Raw genomic sequence first — 20,162 nt, 5'->3', positions numbered from 1 at the left:
GCCGTCGACAGCGATGTGTTACGTACCCACTACTCACCGTAACGCAGTTTCGTGGTGGCAAAGAATGGTCAAGGTTGCCCGCATAATGACCGTGATCGCCACGGAGGGGGAGCCGCTTGCCGTTCACGCCCAGTCACATCGCCGCGGTGGTGCCGCTGATCTCGTCGGAGCGCGTGCGCAGGTTCGCCGACCCGTGGGCGCTGGCGCTGGGCGCCATGGTGCCCGACCTGCCGATCTTCCTGCCCATCCTGCCCGACTACACCGACTGGCACTCCTGGCGCGGCGTGGTCACCATCGACCTGCTCGCCGTGCTGGTGCTGCTGCCGCTCTTCCACTGGGTCTTCAGGGATCCCCTGATCTCGCTGCTCCCGCAGTCGCTGGCCGGCCGGGCCGCCGCGCTGGCCCCCGCGCGGCTGCCGTTCCTGCCCATGGTCGCTGGAGCGATCGTGGGGGCCGCCTCCCACCTCCTGTGGGACTCCTTCACCCACTCCAGGGGCGTCGTGGAGTGGGGGCCGTGGCTGTCGGTCACGGTCCTCGGCGTGATCCCGCTCTTCCGGCTGCTGCAGTACACCTCGTCCGTCGTCGGGCTGGCCCTCGTGGCGTGGTGGGGGTGGCGCGGCCTGTCCGCGATGCCGCCCGTGCCCGTGCCCGGCGCGTTGCGGATCGCCCCGCGCGTGCGGGCGGCCGTCTTGGGGCTGTGCGCGGCCGGCACGGTCGCGGGGGCGCTCCTGTGGCCCCTCGTGGACGAGCCGTCGCCGGCGCTCGGCCTGCCCAGCGTGATCACCAAGACGGGCGCGGGCACCGTGATCGGCCTGTGCCTGGTGCTGACCTGTTACGCGGTGGTCTGGCAGGTCAGGCGGCGCATGGCAGTATCAGAAGGTGCTTGAGTACGTCACCGACGCCGACGACCCCCGCCTGTCCGACTACACCCGGCTCAGGGACGTGGAGCTGCGCAAGAGCCTGGAGGCCGAGCGCGGGCTCTTCCTCGCCGAGGGGGAGAAGGTCATCAGGCGGGCCATCGGCGCCGGCTACCCGATCCGCTCGGTCCTGACCACGCGCCGCTGGCTGGCCCCGCTGGAGGACGTCCTCGGCGACGCGCTGGTCTACGTGGTGAGCGACGAGATCATGTCCGGCATCGCCGGTTTCCAGGTGCACCGCGGCGCCCTCGCCTCGATGGAGCGCCTGCCCCTGCCCGCCGCCGAGACGCTCGTGAAGGGCGGCGTGCGGCGGCTGCTCGTCCTGGAGGACCTGGTCGACCACTCCAACGTCGGCGCCATCTTCCGCTGCGCCGCCGCCCTCGGCGTGGACGGCATCCTGCTCTCGCCCCGCTGCGCCGACCCGCTCTACCGGCGGGCCGTGAAGGTGTCGATGGGAGCGGTGTTCTCGATCCCGTACGCGCGGATGGACCACTGGTTCGAGGGGCTGGCACGGCTGCGGGAGGCCGGCTTCCTGACGCTCGCCCTGACCCCCGACCAGAGCGCCGTCCCCCTGGACTCCGTCGAGCTGGGCGACCGCGTGGCACTCCTCCTCGGAGCCGAGGGCGACGGGCTGTCGTCGCACTGGCTGGAGGAGGCCGACGAGGCGGTCTGCATCCCGATGAGCGCGGCGGCGATGGCCACGGGGGTCGACTCGCTCAACGTGGTGGCCGCGGCGGCCATCGCCTGCCATGGTTTGATGCGCGTGAGGTGACCGGACGAAGAGGGGTGATGCCATCGTGAAGACCTTGTTCGAGCACGCGGGCGGCGAGGAGGGCCTGCGCGCCTTCATCGAGATCTTCTACCGCAGCCTGCTCGCCGACCCGCTGCTCCAGCCGCTCTTCGGCGAGGGCCGGCCGAGCCACATCGACAACCTGACCGCCTTCACGGTGGAGACCTTCGGCGGCCCCGACACCTTCTCCACGGAGATGGGCGGGTTCCCGCTGCTCATCGACGCCCACCGGGGCCTGCGCATCAGGGAGGACCAGCGGCGGCGCTTCGTCGAGCTCTACATGGCGGCGGCCGACCTCGCCGGGCTCCCCGACGACGAGCCGTTCCGGGCGGCGCTCCGCTCCCACGTGGAGTTCGGCACGGAGGTGGCCGTCCAGAACTCCCACGCCGAGACCGATGACCAGCTCCACCCCCTGCGCGAGGTGCCCCGCTGGGACTGGGAGTAGCGCCTCAGGGGCGCTCGCCGGTCAGCCAGTCGGGGTAGGCGTCGGCGTCGTGGGCGACCGGCGCGGTGACGACTCCCGCGCCGGCCTGCCGCAGTCGCCGTTCGATCGTGGCGGCGTGCTGGTCCGTCGTGACGAGGGTGAGCTCCCAGGCGATCTCGCCGGGACGCTCCGACGGCACTTCCGCGATGTCGATGGAGGTCGCGAGACCCGCGCCGAGAATCCCGTGCGCCAGGGCGGCCGCCCTTTCGTCGCCCTCGACCGTGGTGCGGACCTCGATGAATTCCGTCATGGGAGGTGTCCTCCTGGAGGGTGCGGGATCCAGCCTATCCAGGGGACGCCGTCGGGTAACCGCTTTCTGGATCAGTGGACGTGCTGCGGGCGGCCATCCTGCTAGCGCTGCTAGACAAAGAACCATCGCTAGGCTAGCGTTGCTAGCGGTTCTAGTAATGACTCACGCCTGGAGTGCTCCATGCTTGTCGCCGCTTACGTGATCGCGGCCCTGGTCGGCGTCGCCCTCGTCACGGTCGCCCTCCGCTTCTTCTTCGTTCCCGAGGCCGCCGCCAAGGCGTTCGGCGTGCCGGGCACGGCCTCCGGTGCCGACACCGGCGCGTACTTCTCCGTCAAGGCCATCCGCGACCTGGCCACCGCTCTGGCGATCTTCGTGCTGATCGCCCTTCAGGACGCGCAGGCGCTCGGCTGGGTGATCCTCGCCATGGCGGTCATCCCCATCGGCGACGCCGCCATCGTGGCCAGGCGCGGCGGCCACCCCGCCCTCTCGTACGCCATGCACGGCGGCACCGCCGTGGTCTCCGTCGCCACGGCCCTCGCGCTGCTGCTCCTTGGGTGACGCCGGTGGGCGCTATCGCCGCGGGGACCGAGGCGGGGGAGCGGTGGAGGTGCGGACGATCAGCTCGTGCGGGAAGATCAGGCGCTCCGGCTTCGCCGCGGCCCCCGACAGCAGCAGCCGCCCGGTCGCCTCGCCCATCTCCCGCTTGGCCTGCCTGATCGTGGTGAGCCCCGCGTCCTCGGCCGCGCTGTCGGAGAAGCCCACCACCGAGAGCTCGCCGGGCACGTCGAGCCCCAGGTCGGAGGCGGCGTCGAGCACGCCGAGCGCCAGCACGTCCGTGTTGGTGAGGATCGCGGTGGGCCGCGGGTCGCACCCCAGGAGCGCGTGGCCCGCCTTCTTGCCGGCCGCGCGCGTGTTGCGCGCCACCTCGTAGAACGGCACCCCAGACCAGTCGACCCCCGCCTCCTCGAAGGCCCGCTGGTAGCCGCCCCGCCGTCGCCGCATGGCTTCGAACAGGGCGCTCTCCTGCCGCTCCTGAGAGGCCCAGCCGGTGTAGCCGTCGTCGTGCAGCCCCACCATGGCCACGCCCACCCGCCGGTGCCCGAGCTCCAGAACGTGACGCGCGGCGGTGGCCGCGGCGGTGGGCTCGTCCGTCCCCACGAACGGGTGACCCGGCACGTACGGCTCGTCCACCATCACGACGGGCAGCTTCCGCGCGAACACCTCGGCCAGCGCCGGATGCCCGTCCGGCAGCGACATCACGCAGAACGAGTCGACCACCGCGTCCCTGACCGTCTCGCTGCGCCTGTCGCCGTGCGGCAGGGGCAGGATGCACAGCCCCACCCCGGCGTCCTCCGCCGCCGTGGCCAGGCCCTGGAAGAAGCCGACCGCGTACGGGTCGGCGAAGGCGTACGCCAGCGTCTCGCTGAAGATCATCCCGAGCGCGCCCGCCCGCCCGAGCCGCAGGGAGCGCGCCGTCGGGTTGGGCCCCGCGTAGCCGAGTTCGTCGGCCACCTCGAGGATGCGCCGCCGCAGCCCGTCGCTGAGCTGGTCGGGCCGGGAGAACGCGTAGGACACGGTGGCCCGGGACACGCCCAGCCGGTCGGCGATCGTCTGCAGTGTCACCCTCGCCATCGTCCCACCGTACCGAAGGGCTTGCCGGGCCGTTCTTAATCAATTAAGCTCTTAATTGATTAAGGAGGATGTCATGGAGGCTATGCAGGTCCTCGCGCACCAGACGGCCATGGGCTATCGCGCCTCGCTGAGTGAGGCCCTCCCGGACGCGCCGCGCCTGCCGCACCGTCCGAGGGCCAGGGTCGGGGGCAGGGTTCGGGTACGCCTGGCGCACTCGCTCAGGTGGACGGCCGACCGCCTCGACCCGGCCTGCCGGCCCGCCTGAGACGGAGGTGGCGGCACCTTCGGCCGAGGGCGCAGGTGAGATCGGCCGTCCTGCGGGCACCTGTGTGGTGCCATGAGAGGCACGGGAACCGAACTCCAGAGGCGCGCGGCCGAGGTCGGCGAGTGGTCGCGGGTGCGCACGACGTACCCGATGCCCCAGGCCCTGCCGATGCCGGTGGCCGAGCACGTGCTGGGCGCGCGCGAGGGCGTGAGCTGGACCGCCGGATGACGGGCGTGCGGCTCCGCCTGGTGGGGGTGGGGGCGATGAACTCCCCGCGCTACCGCCCCGCCGGGCTGCTGGCCGGCTGGCGCGGCCATCGCGTCCTGCTCGACGGGGGCGGCGACGCCACGGGCGGCGCGCGATCCGGCGACGGCGGCGCCGCCGGGGGAGGGGCGGCCGGGGGATGGGCGGTCCGGGGAGGGGCGCGGCTCGACGGGTGGCTGGTCAGCGACGAGCGGGCCGAGCTGATGCCCCGGATCCGGCGCGCCGCGCGGGCGCTCGGGATGACCGCCGGGGTGGCCGCGTACGAGGCCGAGGGCGTGGAGATCGTGCCGCTGCCGGTCACCCACACCTCGCACCCGACGTACGGCTACCTGATCAGGACGGAACGCGCGCAGGCCGCCTGGGCGCCGGAGTTCTGGGCGTTCCCCGTCTGGGCGGCCGGCGTGGACCTGATGTTCGCCGACGCCGCGGGCTGGGACCGACCGATCCGCTTCGCCGGTGGCGTGGGCGGCCACGCGAGCGTGCTGCAGGTCGCGCGGCGGGCCCGCGACCTGCAGGTGGCACGGCTGGTGTTCGCCCACATCGGACGGCCCTCCATCCGGGCGATCGACCGGGGCGAGCGGCCGCTGTTCGGCGAGTGGGGGGTGGAGGGCCGCACCTACGACCTGTGACGTGCGTGCCGTCCGATGAGACCGCGCTACAGCCCCTCGTCGGCGGAGATCTGGGCGCCCGCGTAGTCCAGGAGCCGCTCCGCCGTCGTGAAGCGGCTCTCGCTCCCGCCGTGCAGCAGCGCGCCCACCACCTGACGGCCGCCGCGCTCCCCGGCGAAGAGCAGGCAGTGCCCGGCGGCGCTGGTGTAGCCGGTCTTCACGCCGAGCACGTCGCCGGCTTGCCAGAGCAGCTTGTTCAGGTTGCGCCAGGTATGCGGGTTGTGCACTTTCGTCCGGGCGACCTTGTGCACCTTGGTCTCCACGACCCGCGCGAAGGTGTCGTCGTCCAGCGCCCACATCGCCAGCCTGACCTGGTCGGCCGCCGTCGAGTAGCCGCCGTTGCCGGGCGTGGGCAGCCCGTCGGGGTTGGTGTAGCGGGTGCGGGTCAGGCCGAGCTCGCGGGCGGTGCGGTTCATCTTGGCGACGAACGCCGCCTTGCCGGGGCCGTAGCGCCTGGCCAGGGCGCTGGCCGCGTCCGCCCCCGACGGCAGCAGCAGGCCGTACAGCAGGTCCCTGACCGTGAGCCGCTCGCCCTTGCGCAGCCCCGCCGTGGCGGCGCCGTTGCGGATCGCGTGCGAGATGTCGGACGAGGTGATCGTGACCGTGTCGCTCAGCCGGGCCTCGCGCAGCACGACGTACGCCGTCATGACCTTGACCAGGCTGGCCACCGGCATCCGGCGGGTCTCGCGCTTGCCGTAGTGGATCGTTCCCGTCGAGTCCACCACGTACGCCGACGTGGCCACGACCTTCGGCACGCGAGCCGCGGCGGCGGCCGGGGCCGCCGGCGCGACCACCCCCAGAAGCAGAGCGAGCACGGCAGAGACCAGGAAACCCCCAATACGCATGGCAATCATGTTGGCAGGAGATCAAGGGTTCGTTTGCCGAACTACGCCATAAAGCCCGATCAGTTGCGGGTAAATCCCAGCTAGATCGGAAAGGGGTGGCCGTGGCGGGCAGGTTCATCATCAGTGAGGACGAGCAGGGCGGTTTCCGCTTCGCGCTCGTGGCGAACAACGGGCAGACCCTCGCGGTCGGCGGCGGCTACCCGACCAAGGTCGCCTGCGTGAACGGCATCGAGACCGTACGCAGGAACGCCCCGGAGGCCGTCATCGACGACCGGACGAAGACCGCGACCCTAGGAGACCAGGGCCTCTGACGCGGCGGCGCGCCGCTTCCTCCTGCGCCGCACCACGAGCCAGGCGATCGCGGCCACGGCGAGCACGGCCACGACCCCGGCCGTGACGGGTGAGCGCGCGGCCAGCTCCAGCCACCCCCACACGAGCGCCGCCGCGCCGAACCACCAGATCGGCGCCCAGGTGAGGCAGCCCAGCGCGCTCGCGACGACGTACCACGGATAGGAGACCCGCAGCGCGCCCGCCACCCAGGGCAGCGTGTGCCGCAACATGGGCACCCAGAAGCAGCCGTAGACGGCCAGGGCGCCCCATTTCTCGACGACCCGCTCGATCTTCGCGATCCGCTCGCGGCCGAGGCGGACGCCCACGCGCGACTCGTACAGCTTCTCGCCCAGCCTGCGGCCGACCCAGTAGTAGACCTGGAACGCTCCGAACAGGGCGACGATGAGCACGGCCCCGACCAGCCAGAACGGCAGGCCGAACACGGACGGCTTCATGGGATCGGCCAGGCCGTCCATCCACCCACCCCTCCCCAAGCCTTAGGTCAGGCTTACCTTAGTTCAGGTCGCGGGCTTGTGCCATCCCGAGACCGGCCGGTGGCCGGGGCTCAGCCCCCTCGCCTCACTCTATGGGCGCGGCAAAGGGGCTGGTGACGGGGGCCGGGCTCGCGCGACGCTCCCGTCAGCCGTGGCCGGGCGAGTCGGCCACCGAGCGCCGCGCCGCCTCCACCCAGCGCGGCACGCCGACGCGTTCGGCCACCTCCAGCGCCTTCTCGTAGTGGTCGCGCGCGGCGTCGGGCTGACCCAGGCGGATGGCGAGGTCGCCGAGCGTGAGCGCGACCGGCCACAGAGCCACCACGCCGGTGCCCGCTCCCGCCACCCGGTCGGCGAACGGCTTGAGCTTGTCGTAGCAGTCGACCATCCGCTCCCGGTCGTCGAGCAGCATCCCGGCGAGCGCCCGCCAGGTCATCGCCAGCTCGTAGAGGAAGTCGGGCCGCACCGGCGGGCGGGTGGCGGCCACGGCCTTGGCGTCCTGGAGGTGCCCGGCCGAGGCCAGGGCCAGCGCGTACGCGTCGAGCGTCCACTTGGCGCCGCGCTGGTGCTTCTCGCCGAGCAGGTCCACCATCTCGGCGGCCCGGCCGTCGACCAGGTGCAGGCAGAACATCGTGATCAGCGGGAGGTCCTGGCGGCCCTCCAGCATGCCGGCCCGCGCGGTCATCCTGGCCGCCTCGCGGTAAGCGCGCTCGGCGCCCGCGTAGTCGCCGGAGATCATCAGCCGCTGCCCGGAGTACCACACCACGACCGCGGCGGGGGCCGACAGGTCGTACTGCTTGGCCAGCTTGTCGGCCGCGGCGGCGTGCTGGTCGGCGACCGCGAACTCGCCCCTGGCCGCCGCGCACTCCAGCAGCACCAGGTGGGCCAGCGCCTGCGTGGCCATCTGCCCCGAGCGCTGCGCCACCTCCAGCAGCTCCCTGCCGATGCTCTCGCGGGTGTCCACGGCGGGGATGTCGTAGGACTGCCGCAGCCGCCCGCTCAGCGCCGCCGCGATCAGCGCGGGGTCGCCGCTCTGCCGGGCCAGCTCCAGCGCCTCCAGCGAGGCCTGCCGCCCGCGCTCGGGCGATGAGGAGCCCTCCAGCTCCAGCGCGAGCGTGGTGAGCAGGCTGGCGCGCAGCCGCTGCTCGCCCTCCGGCAGCTCCATGAGCGCCTTCTCGGTGACGTCCACGATCTCCCACGCGGTGCGGGTGAAGTCGCGGGCGATGCCCTTGTGCGGCACGGCCAGCGACGCCGCCACCTTCGCGGTGATCTCCAGGTCGCCCAGCGGCAGCGCGGCGTCCATGGCCTGGCGGCGCAGCGTCCTGGCCGCCGTCATGTCGCCGCACAGGGCCAGCGCCCTGATCTGGCGCAGCATGAGCCGCAGGCGCTCCTTGGCGCGCTCCGGCGACTGCTCGCCGCTCTGCTCGTCGTTGCGCGAGCGGTCGAACGCGGCGATGGCCTGCTCCCACAGCGTGGCCGCCTCGCGGTGGGCGAAGCGCCGCTCGGCCTGCTCGGCCGCGAGCCCGGCGTAGTGGACGGCCTTGCCGGCCGCGTCGGCCAGGAAGTAGTGGTGGGCCAGCGCCGCCACGTCGGACGGCGTGCGCCGCTCGATGACCGCCGCCACCGCCGCGTGCAGCCTGGTGCGGCGCAGCCGGGAGGCGTCGGAGTAGATGGTGTCGCGCACCAGGTCGTGGTCGAACCTGAGCAGCCCCGGCCCCGGCTCGGTCACCAGCCCGGCCAGCAGCGCCGCCTCGACGGCCTCGATCACCGCGTCCTCGTCGCCCGCCACGGCGATCAGCACGTCGAGGTCGACGTCGCGGCCGATCACGGCGGCCTGGAGGAGGATCTGCTGCGCGCCCGAGGGCAGCCGGGAGATGCGCCGCCGCAGCACGTCGCGCACGCCGGACGGCACCCGCGAGAGCACCTCGGTCGCGCTCGCCCGGTCGGCCGCGGCCTCGGAGTCGAGCAGGCGCACGGTCTCGCGGACGAAGAACGGGTTGCCGCCCGTGCGCTCGACGATCGACTCGACCGCGTCCTCGTCGATCTCGCGTACGCACGTCGCCCTGACCAGCTCGGCCACGGCCTTGGGGTCGAGCCCCGACAGGCCCACGCGGACCGGGCCGAGCCTCGCCAGCGCGGCCAGCACGTCGGACTGGGCGTCGTCGAGCTCGCTCTCCCTGCACGTCACCACGAGCAGCACCCGGCTGGTCGCCAGCAGGCTGGGCAGCGCGCGCAGCAGCGCGAGCGTCTGGTCGTCGGCCCAGTGGAGGTCTTCGAGCGTCAGCAGCACCGGCGAGCGCCGCGCGACGCCGGCGAGGTAGCCGCCGACCGCGCGGTGCAGCCGGAAACCGCCGGACACCTCGTCCTCGTCGGGGTCGGGGGCGGAGTCGTCGAGCAACGGGGCGAGCAGCTGCGCGTATTCGCCCGCGCCGGTCGTGCCGGTGAGCGTGCGCAGGATCTCCACCCACGCCCAGCCGGGCGGGGTGGCGCTGGAGTCGGGGCAGGCGCCGGACGCGGTGATCCAGCCGTCGGTGGCGAGCCTGCCCTCCAGCTGGCGCAGCAGCGTCGTCTTGCCCGCGCCCGCGACCCCGGTCACGATCGCGACCTGGAACCTGCCGGTGCGCGAGGCGGCCGTGGTCAGCCTCGCCAGCTCGGCGTCGCGGCCCACGAACGGCTCGGGCTCCAGCGGCGGCGGCTCGACGGTGGCGGCCGGCCTGGGCGGCCAGGTGTCGGTGACCGGCGCGGGCCGCGCGGGCCGGGCCGGGACGGCCAGCTCCAGCTCGGGCGACTGGGCCAGGATGTCGGACTCCAGCTTGCGCAGCGCGGGCCCCGGGTCGATGCCCAGCTCGTCGGCCAGGATGTTCCTGGCCCGGCGCAGCGCCGCCAGCGCGTCGCCCTGCCGGCCGCAGCGGTAGAGGCCGAGCGCCAGCAGCCGCCAGCCCTCCTCGCGCAGCGGGTGCTCGGTGGTCAGCGCCTCCAGGTCGGGCACGGTCTCGGCGTGCAGGCCGAGCCGCAGCCCCGTGTCGGCGTGCCGCTCGCGCGTCACCAGACGCAGCTCCGCCAGGCGGTTGACCTCGGCCTCCGCCCACGACTGGTCGGCGAAGTCGGAGTAGGGGGTGCCGCGCCACAGGCCGAGCGCCTTCTCCAGGCGGCCGCGCGCGGACTGCGGATCGCCCTCTTCGAGATGCTCGCCCGCCGCGCGTACGAGCTGCTCGAACCTGAGCGCGTCCACCTGGTCGGAGGCCACCCGCAACGCGTAGCCGGACGCGACCGTCACCAGCAGCCGGTTGGGCCCTCCGCGCGGGCGGCCGGGCTCCAGCACCCGGCGCAGGCGCGAGATGTAGACCTGCAGGCCCGACTGCGCGCCCTTGGCCGCGTCGTCGTCCCACAGATCGTAAAGAAGCGTGTCAACCGGAACGACCTGACCTCTGGCCACGAGTAGCCGGGCGAGGACGGCCCTCTGCCGCAACCCGCCGAGGTCGAGTTCGTCGTGTTCGTACGCCTCGACTGGCCCCAGAACTCGGAACGCCACCATGTCAGCCGCCACGCTATGCGGGCCTGGGAATCACGCACAAGGTCTTTGATGGGTTTGGGATTGTCACTGTGGGGCCTTCGAGATCGCGGACGGGGGCTCAGCGCCGGCGGACCGGCCGTTGCGCCTGCGCAGCAGCGCCCATGCGCCCAGTGCCAGGCCGCCGAACGGGATCTCGATAGTGTAAGTCCAGAAGCCGAAAAGCAGTGCGGTGGCGGTCGCCGGGGCCACCCCGACGCCGAATCCCTCGGTGAGGAGCAGCACCACGCCGCCCTCCATGATCCCCGCTCCGCTGGGCGTGATCAGCACGCTGGTGAGCACCCGCGACAGGGCGAAGACGGCGATCGACTGGGCGAGCCCCGGCCAGGCGCCCGTCACCTGGAGGCACACCGCCATGATGGCCCACTGGAACCCGAGGAAGAACACCATGCCGAGCGACAGGCCTGGCCAGCGGGTCCGCACCACGCCGGCGGTGTCGGCGCGCAGCCGGTGGAACGCCTCCGAGGCGTGCACCTTCAGCCGCAGCAGCCGGGTGAGCCCGTCGAGCGCCCGGCCGAGCAGGACGGCGGCGCGGTCCCAGTAGAGGGCGACGGCCACGACCAGGCAGAGCACGAGGATGGAGATCGCGCCCGTCCAGCCGGCCCTGGCCACGGTCGCGTTGGGCGCCTCGCCCGCCGCCAGCAGCGCGATGATGCCGACGGCCGGCAGGATGAACCTGAACATCGTGTTCCAGATGCCGCTGACCAGCGTCATCACCACGAACGACCGGCTCGTGAAGCCCCAGCCCTTGGTCATCGCGAACGACACGGCCACGCCGACCGCCCCGCCGAACGGCAGCAGGTTGCTGACCGCGCTGCCCGCCGCGTTGAGGGTCAGGCCCTGCAGGTTGTTCAGGCCGGGCAGGGAACTGGTCAGCACGAACGTGTACGCCAGCAGGCTCAGCAGCCACAGCACGCTCATGCCCGCGATCTCGCCGGCCCCGAGCGTGCCGAAGACGGCCCCGATCTCGCGCCAGGAGACGGGCTTGCCGGTGAGCGTGCGCACGATCTCCGGCAGGTAGACCACGAGCAGCACGGCCAGCCCGAGCGACAGCACGGACAGGGCGGTCTGGAGCCACTTGTTCTTCATCGGGGTCCAGTCTGACGGGTCGCCGGACCTGCCTTCTCCTTCTGGCGGACTATTTCCCGCTCATCATCTCGAAGGGATGCGTGAGCCTCGTGCCGGGCGGCAGGTCGCGGCGGACGTACCACTCCGTGCCGAAGACGAAGCGGTAGAGAGGGCGCGGGACCTTCAGCATGACGGCGAGCGTGCGGTCGCTGTCGCCGCCGCTGGCCTGCGAGGCGTGCGCGGCCATGGACGCGCGCTTCTGCCTGGCGTATTTCCTGACGTTCACCCGGTGGGTGATCGTCTCGCCCGGCGAGTAGGCGCTCTCGAACGTGCGTACGTCGAACTCCGGCGGGAACCGGTAGAACCGCCCGGCCAGCCGCAGCAGCCTGAGCAGCGGGTCGCGGTTGACCGTCGCCTCCAGGACGATCTCCGTGCCGGCGAGCCTGGCCGCCCGCTTGCCCACCCGGTGCACCTGGACGTGGTCGGGATGGCCGTAGCCGCCCGCCGGGTCGTAGATCGCCAGCAGGTCGGCCTCCTCCTCCTGCAGGATCGCCGCCAGCGCCTTGGCCGCCGCCTCGGTGTCGGCGTCGATGAAGGCGTTGTCGGGGCGCTCCTCGGCGATGCCGCCCTTGGGGCTCAGCCCCGAGTCGCCGTAGCCCAGGCACTCCACGCGGGCGCAGCCGAGCAGCGCCGCGGACTCGTAGAGCTCCCTGAGCCTGGTCTCGCCGAGCGCCTCGCCCGGCTCCATCTCGGCCAGCCCGCGCTCGCCCGCGGTGGCCACCACGAGCACCACGCGGTGCCCCTCGGCCGCGAGCATCGCCATGGTCCCCGCCGTCAGCAGGGCCTCGTCGTCGGGATGGGCGTGGAAGAACACAGCGGTACGTGGAGGCACACGCCCAGATTAGTCTGGGAGGGGTGCGGATCTTTCACGTGAGTGACTGTTACCTGCCGAGACTCGGAGGGATCGAGGTCCAGGTGGCCGATCTCGTGCGGATGCAGCGACAGGCCGGGCACGACGTGTCCGTGGCGACGGCGACCCGGGGCGAGGCGCTGCCCGGCGTCCACCGGGTGGTCGCCAGGATGCCGTTCGACCTGCCGGTGCACCCGTTCGGGGTGGGGCGCCTGACGCGCGGCATCACCACGCTCCGGCCCGACGTGGTGCACGTGCACGCGGGCGCGGTCTCGCCGTTCGCCTGGATGGGGGTGCGGGCCGCCGCGCGGGCCGGGGTGCCGTGCGTGGTGACCGTGCACAGCATGTGGGATCCGCTCACGCGGGCGCTCTACCGGCTGCTGCGGCTGGCGTTCGGCTGGCAGCGGTGGCGGCTCGTGGCGACCACGGTGAGCAACGCCGCCGCGGCCCCGATCCGGGCCGTGGCCGGGCCCGAGGTGCCGGTGCGAGTGGTCTCCAACGGCCTCGACCTGTCGGGCTGGGCGCCGCCTCCCGGCGTCCCCGACCGGCGCCCCGACGTCCACATCGTCGCCGTGGGTCGGCTGGCGCCGCGCAAGCAGCCCGTACGCCTGCTGAGGCTGCTGCGGGCGGCCAGGGCGCGGGTGCCCGCCCGGATCCCCATGCGCGCCACGATCGTCGGCGACGGCCCCGCTCGCGGCCAGATGGAACGCTTCCTGGCCAGGCACGGCATGGCCGAGTGGGTGTCCCTGCCCGGCCGCTACACGCGCGAGCAGATCGCGAAGGTGCTGGAGTCGGCCGACGTGTTCGTGGCGCCCGCGCCGCGCGAGTCGTTCGGCATCGCGGCGCTGGAGGCGCGGGCCGCGGGGCTGCCCGTGGTGGCGAGGACGCAGAGCGGGGTGGCCGACTTCGTCGGCGACGGCACGGAGGGGCTGCTCGGGCGCACGCTCGGCGACCTCGCCCGCGCGGTCGCGCGCCTGTGTGTGGACCCGGGGCTGCGCGAGTCGATCGCCGCGCACAACCGCGCGACGCCGCCGTCGGCGGGCTCGTGGCCCACGGTCCTGGCGGGGTTCGAGCGGGCGTACGAGGAGGCGCGTCGGTCGCGGCGCGGCACCGCGTAACCCGTCCGGGGAGTCCCGTCGTTCGCGGCGCGGCACCGCGTAAACCCGCCCGAGGAGGCGCGTCGGTCGCGGGGCGGCACCCTGTAGCCGGTCCGAGGGGGCACGATGGCCGGCCGCGGTCAGTTCCGCCGCAGCACCACGTAGCCGTCGCGCTCGAAGACCTGCGTGTACCCGCCGGCGAGCAACCGGTCCACGGCGGCGCGCTGGTCGTCGGCGGAGGCGAAGGGGAACTCCCAGCGCGAGGTGTCGGCCACCACCCACGGCGCGCCGTGGGACTTCGCCGTCCACAGCAGCACGGTGGTCCTGGACGTCAGGGCCGGGCCGGTCGAGTTGACGGCCTCGACGGTGACACCCGACGGTACCTGGCTCACGGCCGCCGCGGCGGCGGCCGCCTTGGGCTCGTCGTAGAAGGCCGGGTGGTAGAACTGGTCCAGCTGGAACTTGGGCACGAGGGTGAGCGCGACCGCGCAGGCCGCCGCCGCCCACGCCAGCTTCAGCGAGGCGTGCCCGTGGACGCGGGCTCCGTCGCCGCGGGTTTCGTGGTCGTGGGTTTCGTGGTCGTGGGTTTCGTGGTCGCGGGCGGACGCGCCCGCCTCGAGGTCTCCCGCGCCGTGCGAGCTCCTGACCCGGCGCAGCAGCCTGGCCAGGCCGTCCACGCCGGCGCAGAACAGGATGACGACCGTGAACGCGCTGTAGTGGAAGTCGGCCTGCCACCACTGGGGCCGGTCGGACAGCAGCCGCACGAGCACGTGGGGCAGCGCGATCAGCGACAGCGGCGACAGCAGGCACACCATCAGCGTCGGCCAGCCCAGCAGGAGCAGCGTGTCGACCTTGGCCTCCTCGCTGACCAGCAGCTTGAGGGTCGAGAGCGGGTCGCCCAGGATGCCGAGGACCGCGCCGGGCAGGTCGGCGCCGAGGTGTCCGTAGGCCCAGTAGTCGGAGGCGTCGCCCCCGAGGACCGAGACGGTCAGGCCGCGCACGACCAGCACCGCGCCGAGGCCCAGCAAGACGCAGAAGGCGCCGCGCCACCGGTCGCCCATGACGACCAGGCACAGCCCCGCCCCGGCCACCATGAGCCCCATGTCCTCCTTGACGAGGAGGAGGCCGAGCGTCGCGAGGAGGGCGGGCGCCATCCGGCCCGCGTGGTAGCGCTCGATCATGATCGCGGTGAGCAGCGGGACGAACATCACCTCGTGCACGTCGAACGCGACCGCCTGCGCCACCGGCCACGACAGCGCGTACGCCACGGACACCAGGTAGGCCGGCGCGACGCCCAGCACGCGCCGCGTGTAGCGCCACAGGAACGGGATCGCCGCCGCGAACAGCGCCGCCTGCGCCACGATCAGGGTCTCCGGCCCGTCGTGGATCCAGTAGAACGGCGACAGCACCGCGTAGATCGGGGAGAAGTGGTCGGAGAGCTGGAGGTAGTCCATGCCCCGGTCGGAGAACATGCCGCGCACCGGGACGTACGGCGGGCGGAGGGCGGCGTAGTTGCGCACCGCCTGGTCGATGATCACCAGGTCGAACGTGGTGGCCCGGAACGTGGCCACCTTGACCAGCCCCAGCAGGGCGTAGACCGCCGCGGAGACCAGCGCCAGCGCCCCCACGCGCACGGGATGGCCGGGCGGGTGGGGGCGCCACGAGGGGACGGCGGCGGGCTCCCCCTGCCGCGCCGCCACAGCCTCATCAGTCACGGGCAGCAAGACTAGAACGAATCCGCCCGGACGTGGACGCGGCCGCCGCCCGACCTGCCCCCCACAGGCGGAACGGCGACCGCGCGTCTCACATCAGGAGCAGGCGGCCGTGATCTTGGTCGTGAAGCCCTGCATCTTGCTGCTGAACTCCGTCACGCTGTTCAGGTCGCCCTTCTCCATGGTCTGGAAGCCCGCGGCCATGTCGTTCAGCGCGGCGGCCACGTCACCGTCGTACTTGGCGGCCAGGTCCTTGGTCTTGTCCGCCGCGGTCTTCGAGGCCTTGCCGAGGGCCTCGGTGTTCGTGGGATCGCTGCTCATGGCCGAGCTCCACTCGGAAGCGATCTTGCTTGCCTCGCTGGCGGCCGTGTTGCAGTCGACGGCCTGGCCCACCGCGCCACAGGCGGTGCTGAGAACGGCAAGGGTCAGCGTCGCGGCCGCGATGGCCAGGCGACGACGAGGGGGAGTCATTTCCGTACCCTTCGTAGGTTTGACGAACGAAGGTGAACGTTATGGACAGCTCCTTGACCGTCACTTGCACCCCGCTAACACCCCAGGTATCAAGCGGGCGTAAAGCCGTGCGGGAGGATCCGCACGATCTCGTCCGGCCCGGGATGTACACGGCGTGGTTGCGCGGGGCCGGCAACTACCTCTTGACAGCCTCCTGGCGCGGTCTCACGATGACGGCTAGGTGTCGCAAATAGAGCAACTCGGTGCGTAATGCGCAACAAGGAGTGGCCGGTTGACCAGTTTGATCACCACGCTTCCCGGTGGCTCGTACACCGACCCCGAGGTGTTCGCCGAGGAGCAGGCCAGGATCTTCGAGAGCCTCTGGTTCTGCGCGGTCAGGGGCGCGGATCTGGCCACGCCGGGCGCGTTCAGGACGGTCCAGGTCGGCAGGGAGAACGTCATCGTCGTACGCGGTCGCGACCAGCGGCTGCGCGCCTTCCTCAACGTCTGCCGGCACCGGGGCGCCCGCCTCTGCCTGGAGCCGGAGGGGGCGGTCAGGAGGACGATCAGGTGCGCGTACCACGCCTGGTCCTACGACCTCGACGGCCGCCTCGCCGCCGCGCCCAACCTGGCCAGGATGCCGGACATCGACCGCGTCGCGTACGGCCTGGTGCCCGTGCACCTGCGCGAATGGCTGGGCTACGCCTGGGTGTGCCTGGCCGCGCAGCCGCCCTCGTTCGAGGAGACGGTGACGTACGCGGCCACCGAGCGCCTCGGCGACCCGGCCGCCATCGAGCACTACCACGTGGACGAGCTCGCGCTCGGCCGCAGGATCGTCTACGACGTGAAGGCCAACTGGAAGCTGATCGTCGAGAACTTCATGGAGTGCTACCACTGCGCCACCATCCACCCCGAACTGGTGGCGGTGCTGCCGGAGTTCGCGGGCGGCTTCGCGGCGCAGTACTACGTGGGCCACGGGGCGGAGTTCGCCAGGCGGGTGGAGGGATTCACGGTCGACGGCAGCGCCGGTTTCGGCAGGCTGCCGGACGTGTCACCCGAGCAGGACCGCCGCTACTACGCCATCACCGTACGGCCGCAGGTGTTCGTCAACCTGGTGCCCGACCACGTGATCCTGCACCGGATGTTCCCGCTGGCGGTCGACAGGACCGTGGTCGAGTGCGACTGGCTCTACCACCCCGACGTGGTGGCCTCCGGCGCCGACCTGACGGCGTCGGTCGAGTTGTTCCACCGGGTCAACGAGCAGGACTTCGACGCCTGCGAGCGGACCCAGCCCGGCATGTCGTCACGCGCGTACCGCGAGGGCGGGGTGCTCGTGCCCAGCGAGCACCACATCTCGCTCTTCCATCAGTGGGTGAACCAGCGCTTGCGCGGATAGCGGACGGTCAGGCTCCCGTACTTCGTCCGGCCGGTCACCACGACGTGGACGGCGCCGGGGCGGGGCCGGCTCGGCACGTCGGCGGTCGTGACGTGGCCCCAGTCGCTGTGGAACGCGTCGATGTTCGCGACCCCGCCCTCCGGCAGGATGATCTTGGCGGAGCCGTACGTCAGGTCGAGCTCGATGTCGACGACCTGGTGGGCGATCACGGCCTCGGACAGGTCGAGCTCGGCGCTGCCGTACTTGGAGGTCACCCGCAGTCTCCGGGGGACGGCCCAGTCGCCGGAGCGCTTGAGGTGGCCGTTCTTGGACTCGAGCTCGACCACGTCGTTGACCTGTGGCTGCTCGACGGGGAGATCGTCGATCAGCCCGAGTAGGTCGGCGTAGGTCTTGGCGGTCAGGGCGATCTCGAGGCGGTCTTCGAGCTCCAGCTGGTTGAGGCGGCCCTCGCTGAAAGCGCGCTGCAGTTGTTGGGCGGTGCGCTCCCGGTCGTGGTCGGAGACCCGCATCTGCAATTCCGACATGTCCTGAGCATAGGGTGACAGGGCTCAGAACGGGAGACGGCGGCCGGAAGGGGTACGAAGGTCCAGCGGGAGCGGCCTGCTCGCCGGACGGGGACGGCGGATGAGTTGCACTCTCCTCTTCACACCGTATTAGGTACCCAACGGATTGCCCCGAAGTCATCAACCTTGGGTAGCGTGAAGTCTGATGCTGGCGGACCCCTTCGTGCACCCCGCGCTCCTCTACCGGGGCGACCGGGAGTACGTGGCTGCCACCACCGCGTTCGTCCGGGCCGGCCTGGCCGCGGGCGAGCCCGTCGCGGTCGCCGTCCCCGCTGCGAGACTCGCGCTGATCGAGGCCGGGCTGGGCGCCGACGCGGGCTCCGTGCTCCTGCTCGACATGGAGGAGGCCGGGCGCAACCCGGGGCGCATCCTGCCCGCCGTGCTGCTCGACTTCGCCGACCGGCATCCCGGCTGCCACGTCCGCATCGTCGGCGAGCCGATCTGGCCCGGGCGCACCGAGGCCGAGTACGGCGCCGCCGCGCAGCACGAGGCGCTGATCAACCTGTCCTTCGCCGGGCGGCCGGCCACCATCCTGTGCCCGTACGACGTCGAGCGGCTCGCGCCCGAGGTCATCGAGGAGGCGGCCCGCACCCACCCCGTGCTGCGCGACGCCACCCGCGAGTGGCCCAGCACCACCTACGCGCCCGAACGGGTGGTCTCCGGGCACAACCGGGCGCTCGGGGAGCCCGCCGAGTTCGTCTCGCTGCGCTTCGACCGCACCAACCTGTCCGCGGCACGCGGGCTGGCAGCGCGGCGGGCCGCCGAGCTGGGCTTCTCCGGCGACCGGCTCGACGACATCCGGCTGACGGCGGCCGAGCTGGGGGCCAACAGCCTCGACCACGGCGGCGGCTCCGGCGTCATCCGGGTGTGGGCCGAGGACGGGCGGATGGTGTGCGAGGTGGGCGACTCGGGACACATCACCGACCCGCTGGCCGGTCGGCGGCCGGTGGACCCGCGCCACTCGGGGTCGCGGGGGCTGCTGATCGTCAACCTGCTGAGCGACCTCGTACGCGTCCACACCCGCGCGGGCGCGACCACCGTCCGCGCCTACTTCGACCTCCCCCGCTGACGGCCGGGGCCCGGCCACAGATCGGGTCATGTCCCCCGTACCCACCCTGAGGGGGCAGACCCTACCCAGGGTCGTGTTCCCGCAGGTGACCGGAGGCCTCTAGGGGTGGTCCGGACCGCGGCAATAGGGGATCGTTCAGGGCCGCTTCGGGCCGATCTCCGATACTCCGCGAACGCGCGTTCCACGAGCTTGGAGGCATGAAGGGATTGCTTGTCAGTGGATTCGCGACCATCGGCGCCGGGAGCGCCGCCATGCTCACCCTCCACGCCGAATCCGACCTCGACCCGATGCACAGCGTCATCAGCGAGTACGCCTTCCAGGCGGCCGGCTGGCTGCTGCCCGCCTCGCTGACATTGTTCGCGGTGGGCTCGGCGCTGTTCGCCGAGGCGCTGCGCCGGGCGGGGGCGAGCCGCTGGGCCGTCGCGCTGCTGCTGGCGTGGGGGGCGAGCATGTTCCTGATCGGCGCCTTCCCCACCGACCGGCCCGGCGTGCCGCTGTCGCTGTCCGGCGGCATCCACCGGTACGCCGCCTTCGCCGCTTTTGTCGTGATGCCCGTGGCGGGCCTGCTGCTGGCCAGGGCGAGGATCCGGTACGCCAGGGCGGTGCGCGTCCTCAGCGGGCTGGCGCTGGGAGCTCTGGTGCTGGTCGTGGTCCCGTACGTGGTGCGGATGTTCGGCGTCCCGCTGACCAACGACCAGATCCCGGCCGGGCTGACCCAGCGGGCGGTGGTCATCACCGAGCTCGGCGTGCTGGCTCTGACCGGGTTGTCGATGCTGAAGCCGTCGGCCCGCCACGCCCGGGCGGGCTCCGCCGCCGTCCTGGCGTAGTCACCGCCCCCGCCCGGAACAGGCGTGAAACCGGCGGCTCGGGAAAGAGGTAGGGCCCCGAGCACCAGGGAGTGACTGCGATGACCATTTTGATCGCGTACGACGGTTCGGACGACGCCAAGGCGGCGATCGCCTTCGTGGGGCAGGCGATGCCGGGCGAATCCGCGATCGTGCTGACGGTGTGGGAGCGGCTCGCCATGGCCTCGGCCCGGGCGTCCGCCGGGATGATGATGACGATCGACCAGACGGGGCAGGAGGACGAGGCCATCGAGGAGTCGATGAGGCAGCTCGCCAGGCACGGCGCCGACCTGGCCCACGAGGCGGGGCTGGACGCCGTTCCCCGGTGCGAGGCGAACTCGCTGGCGGTCTGGGCGACCATCGTCGACGTGGCGAACGAGGTCGACGCCAAGCTCATCGTGACCGGCACCCGGGGGCTGGGCGGGGTGCGCTCGCTGCTGCTGGGCAGCACGTCCGACCGGGTGCTGCACCACGCGGGCCGCCCGGTGCTGGTGGTCCCCGCCCCGGAGAAGGACACCTGACGCGGTTGCGGATGCGGCACGGTT

The 20,162-nt window shown here is 72.4% G+C and carries 23 protein-coding genes; 13 read left to right on the top strand and 10 right to left on the bottom strand.

From position 1 onward, the window contains the following. The first annotated feature begins 116 nt into the window (after window positions 1-116). Genes FH608_RS19600 through FH608_RS19590 form a run of 3 tightly spaced genes read left to right on the top strand, consistent with a single transcriptional unit; the run spans window position 117 to window position 2,152 of the window. Window positions 117-887 (top strand): DUF4184 family protein, encoded by a 771-nt coding sequence (locus FH608_RS19600; RefSeq protein WP_139632004.1) that lies wholly within the window; start codon window positions 117-119, stop codon window positions 885-887. Then, window positions 880-1,689 carry a TrmH family RNA methyltransferase gene (locus FH608_RS19595; RefSeq protein ID WP_139632003.1) on the top strand — a complete coding sequence of 270 codons (810 nt, stop codon included), beginning with the start codon at window positions 880-882 and terminating at the stop codon, window positions 1,687-1,689. Before FH608_RS19600 ends, FH608_RS19595 begins: the two co-directional genes overlap by 8 nt. A gap of 25 nt (window positions 1,690-1,714) precedes the next feature. Further along, window positions 1,715-2,152, top strand: a complete 438-nt coding sequence (locus tag FH608_RS19590) for a group II truncated hemoglobin (protein ID WP_139632002.1) — start codon at window positions 1,715-1,717, stop codon at window positions 2,150-2,152. Window positions 2,153-2,156: 4 nt separating this feature from the next. On the opposite strand, the gene FH608_RS19585 is transcribed toward FH608_RS19590, so the two are convergent. Continuing rightward, a complete protein-coding gene (locus FH608_RS19585; RefSeq protein ID WP_139632001.1) occupies window positions 2,157-2,441 on the bottom strand; it encodes a hypothetical protein in 285 nt (94 codons plus the stop codon). 180 nt (window positions 2,442-2,621) lie between these two features. On the opposite strand from FH608_RS19585, the gene FH608_RS19580 reads away from it, so the two are divergent. Then, window positions 2,622-2,999, top strand: coding sequence for a DUF4267 domain-containing protein (locus FH608_RS19580; protein WP_139632000.1), 378 nt, complete (start codon window positions 2,622-2,624; stop codon window positions 2,997-2,999). 12 nt (window positions 3,000-3,011) lie between these two features. Here the strand turns inward: FH608_RS19580 and FH608_RS19575 are convergent, their stop codons facing one another. Further along, window positions 3,012-4,073, bottom strand: coding sequence for a LacI family DNA-binding transcriptional regulator (locus FH608_RS19575; protein WP_139631999.1), 1,062 nt, complete (start codon window positions 4,071-4,073; stop codon window positions 3,012-3,014). 73 nt (window positions 4,074-4,146) lie between these two features. On the opposite strand from FH608_RS19575, the gene FH608_RS19570 reads away from it, so the two are divergent. From FH608_RS19570 to FH608_RS19565, 3 genes are all read left to right on the top strand, one after another. After that, window positions 4,147-4,338 (top strand): hypothetical protein, encoded by a 192-nt coding sequence (locus FH608_RS19570; RefSeq protein ID WP_139631998.1) that lies wholly within the window; start codon window positions 4,147-4,149, stop codon window positions 4,336-4,338. Window positions 4,339-4,410: 72 nt separating this feature from the next. Then, window positions 4,411-4,566: a hypothetical protein gene (locus FH608_RS51565; RefSeq protein ID WP_153264681.1), complete on the top strand. Its 156-nt coding sequence runs from the start codon at window positions 4,411-4,413 to the stop codon at window positions 4,564-4,566. Then, the gene (locus FH608_RS19565) at window positions 4,563-5,231 is read left to right on the top strand and encodes an MBL fold metallo-hydrolase (RefSeq protein ID WP_226899704.1); all 669 of its coding nucleotides are present in this window, start codon (window positions 4,563-4,565) and stop codon (window positions 5,229-5,231) included. The genes FH608_RS51565 and FH608_RS19565 overlap by 4 nt, the downstream gene beginning before the upstream one ends. Before the next feature lie 26 nt (window positions 5,232-5,257). Here the strand turns inward: FH608_RS19565 and FH608_RS19560 are convergent, their stop codons facing one another. Beyond that, window positions 5,258-6,115, bottom strand: a complete 858-nt coding sequence (locus FH608_RS19560) for a D-alanyl-D-alanine carboxypeptidase family protein (protein ID WP_226899703.1) — start codon at window positions 6,113-6,115, stop codon at window positions 5,258-5,260. 101 nt (window positions 6,116-6,216) lie between these two features. Here FH608_RS19560 and FH608_RS19555 point away from each other — a divergent pair, with 101 nt between their 5' ends. Continuing rightward, window positions 6,217-6,426: a YegP family protein gene (locus tag FH608_RS19555; protein ID WP_139631997.1), complete on the top strand. Its 210-nt coding sequence runs from the start codon at window positions 6,217-6,219 to the stop codon at window positions 6,424-6,426. On the opposite strand, the gene FH608_RS19550 is transcribed toward FH608_RS19555, so the two are convergent. From FH608_RS19550 to FH608_RS19535, 4 genes are all read right to left on the bottom strand, one after another. Continuing rightward, entirely contained in the window at window positions 6,406-6,921 is a 516-nt protein-coding gene (locus FH608_RS19550) for a DedA family protein (RefSeq protein ID WP_139631996.1), read from the bottom strand. The two genes, FH608_RS19555 and FH608_RS19550, sit on opposite strands and share 21 nt — an antisense overlap. Window positions 6,922-7,084: 163 nt before the next feature. Continuing rightward, window positions 7,085-10,471 (bottom strand): BTAD domain-containing putative transcriptional regulator, encoded by a 3,387-nt coding sequence (locus FH608_RS19545; RefSeq protein WP_139631995.1) that lies wholly within the window; start codon window positions 10,469-10,471, stop codon window positions 7,085-7,087. A gap of 63 nt (window positions 10,472-10,534) precedes the next feature. Next, window positions 10,535-11,596 carry a lysylphosphatidylglycerol synthase domain-containing protein gene (locus FH608_RS19540; protein ID WP_139631994.1) on the bottom strand — a complete coding sequence of 354 codons (1,062 nt, stop codon included), beginning with the start codon at window positions 11,594-11,596 and terminating at the stop codon, window positions 10,535-10,537. Between the two features lie 49 nt (window positions 11,597-11,645). Next, window positions 11,646-12,467: a PIG-L deacetylase family protein gene (locus tag FH608_RS19535; protein ID WP_226899702.1), complete on the bottom strand. Its 822-nt coding sequence runs from the start codon at window positions 12,465-12,467 to the stop codon at window positions 11,646-11,648. Between the two features lie 38 nt (window positions 12,468-12,505). Here FH608_RS19535 and FH608_RS19530 point away from each other — a divergent pair, with 38 nt between their 5' ends. Continuing rightward, window positions 12,506-13,603 carry a glycosyltransferase gene (locus FH608_RS19530; protein WP_139631993.1) on the top strand — a complete coding sequence of 366 codons (1,098 nt, stop codon included), beginning with the start codon at window positions 12,506-12,508 and terminating at the stop codon, window positions 13,601-13,603. Between the two features lie 119 nt (window positions 13,604-13,722). On the opposite strand, the gene FH608_RS19525 is transcribed toward FH608_RS19530, so the two are convergent. Both FH608_RS19525 and FH608_RS19520 read right to left on the bottom strand, forming a co-directional pair. Beyond that, window positions 13,723-15,297: a DUF2079 domain-containing protein gene (locus tag FH608_RS19525; protein ID WP_193318515.1), complete on the bottom strand. Its 1,575-nt coding sequence runs from the start codon at window positions 15,295-15,297 to the stop codon at window positions 13,723-13,725. Between the two features lie 93 nt (window positions 15,298-15,390). After that, window positions 15,391-15,765 carry a hypothetical protein gene (locus FH608_RS19520; RefSeq protein ID WP_139631991.1) on the bottom strand — a complete coding sequence of 125 codons (375 nt, stop codon included), beginning with the start codon at window positions 15,763-15,765 and terminating at the stop codon, window positions 15,391-15,393. Between the two features lie 271 nt (window positions 15,766-16,036). Here FH608_RS19520 and FH608_RS19515 point away from each other — a divergent pair, with 271 nt between their 5' ends. Next, window positions 16,037-17,140 carry an aromatic ring-hydroxylating oxygenase subunit alpha gene (locus tag FH608_RS19515; protein WP_139631990.1) on the top strand — a complete coding sequence of 368 codons (1,104 nt, stop codon included), beginning with the start codon at window positions 16,037-16,039 and terminating at the stop codon, window positions 17,138-17,140. Here the strand turns inward: FH608_RS19515 and FH608_RS19510 are convergent. Further along, window positions 17,110-17,664 carry a DUF1707 SHOCT-like domain-containing protein gene (locus FH608_RS19510; protein ID WP_226899701.1) on the bottom strand — a complete coding sequence of 185 codons (555 nt, stop codon included), beginning with the start codon at window positions 17,662-17,664 and terminating at the stop codon, window positions 17,110-17,112. The genes FH608_RS19515 and FH608_RS19510 overlap by 31 nt on opposite strands. 184 nt (window positions 17,665-17,848) lie before the next feature. Between FH608_RS19510 and FH608_RS19505 the strand changes: the two genes are divergently transcribed. From FH608_RS19505 to FH608_RS19495, 3 genes are all read left to right on the top strand, one after another. Beyond that, window positions 17,849-18,772, top strand: a complete 924-nt coding sequence (locus FH608_RS19505) for an anti-sigma factor RsbA family regulatory protein (RefSeq protein ID WP_139631989.1) — start codon at window positions 17,849-17,851, stop codon at window positions 18,770-18,772. A 197-nt stretch (window positions 18,773-18,969) separates the two neighbouring features. Beyond that, window positions 18,970-19,599, top strand: coding sequence for a DUF998 domain-containing protein (locus FH608_RS19500; protein ID WP_139631988.1), 630 nt, complete (start codon window positions 18,970-18,972; stop codon window positions 19,597-19,599). Between the two features lie 80 nt (window positions 19,600-19,679). Next, the gene (locus FH608_RS19495; protein WP_139631987.1) at window positions 19,680-20,138 is read left to right on the top strand and encodes a universal stress protein; all 459 of its coding nucleotides are present in this window, start codon (window positions 19,680-19,682) and stop codon (window positions 20,136-20,138) included. Window positions 20,139-20,162: the final 24 nt, after the last annotated feature.

This window comes from Nonomuraea phyllanthi (assembly GCF_006334985.2).
Lineage (GTDB): Bacteria > Actinomycetota > Actinomycetes > Streptosporangiales > Streptosporangiaceae > Nonomuraea > Nonomuraea phyllanthi.
Note: the sequence above shows the minus strand (reverse complement) of the source record. Positions and strands in the feature narration are given on the sequence as shown.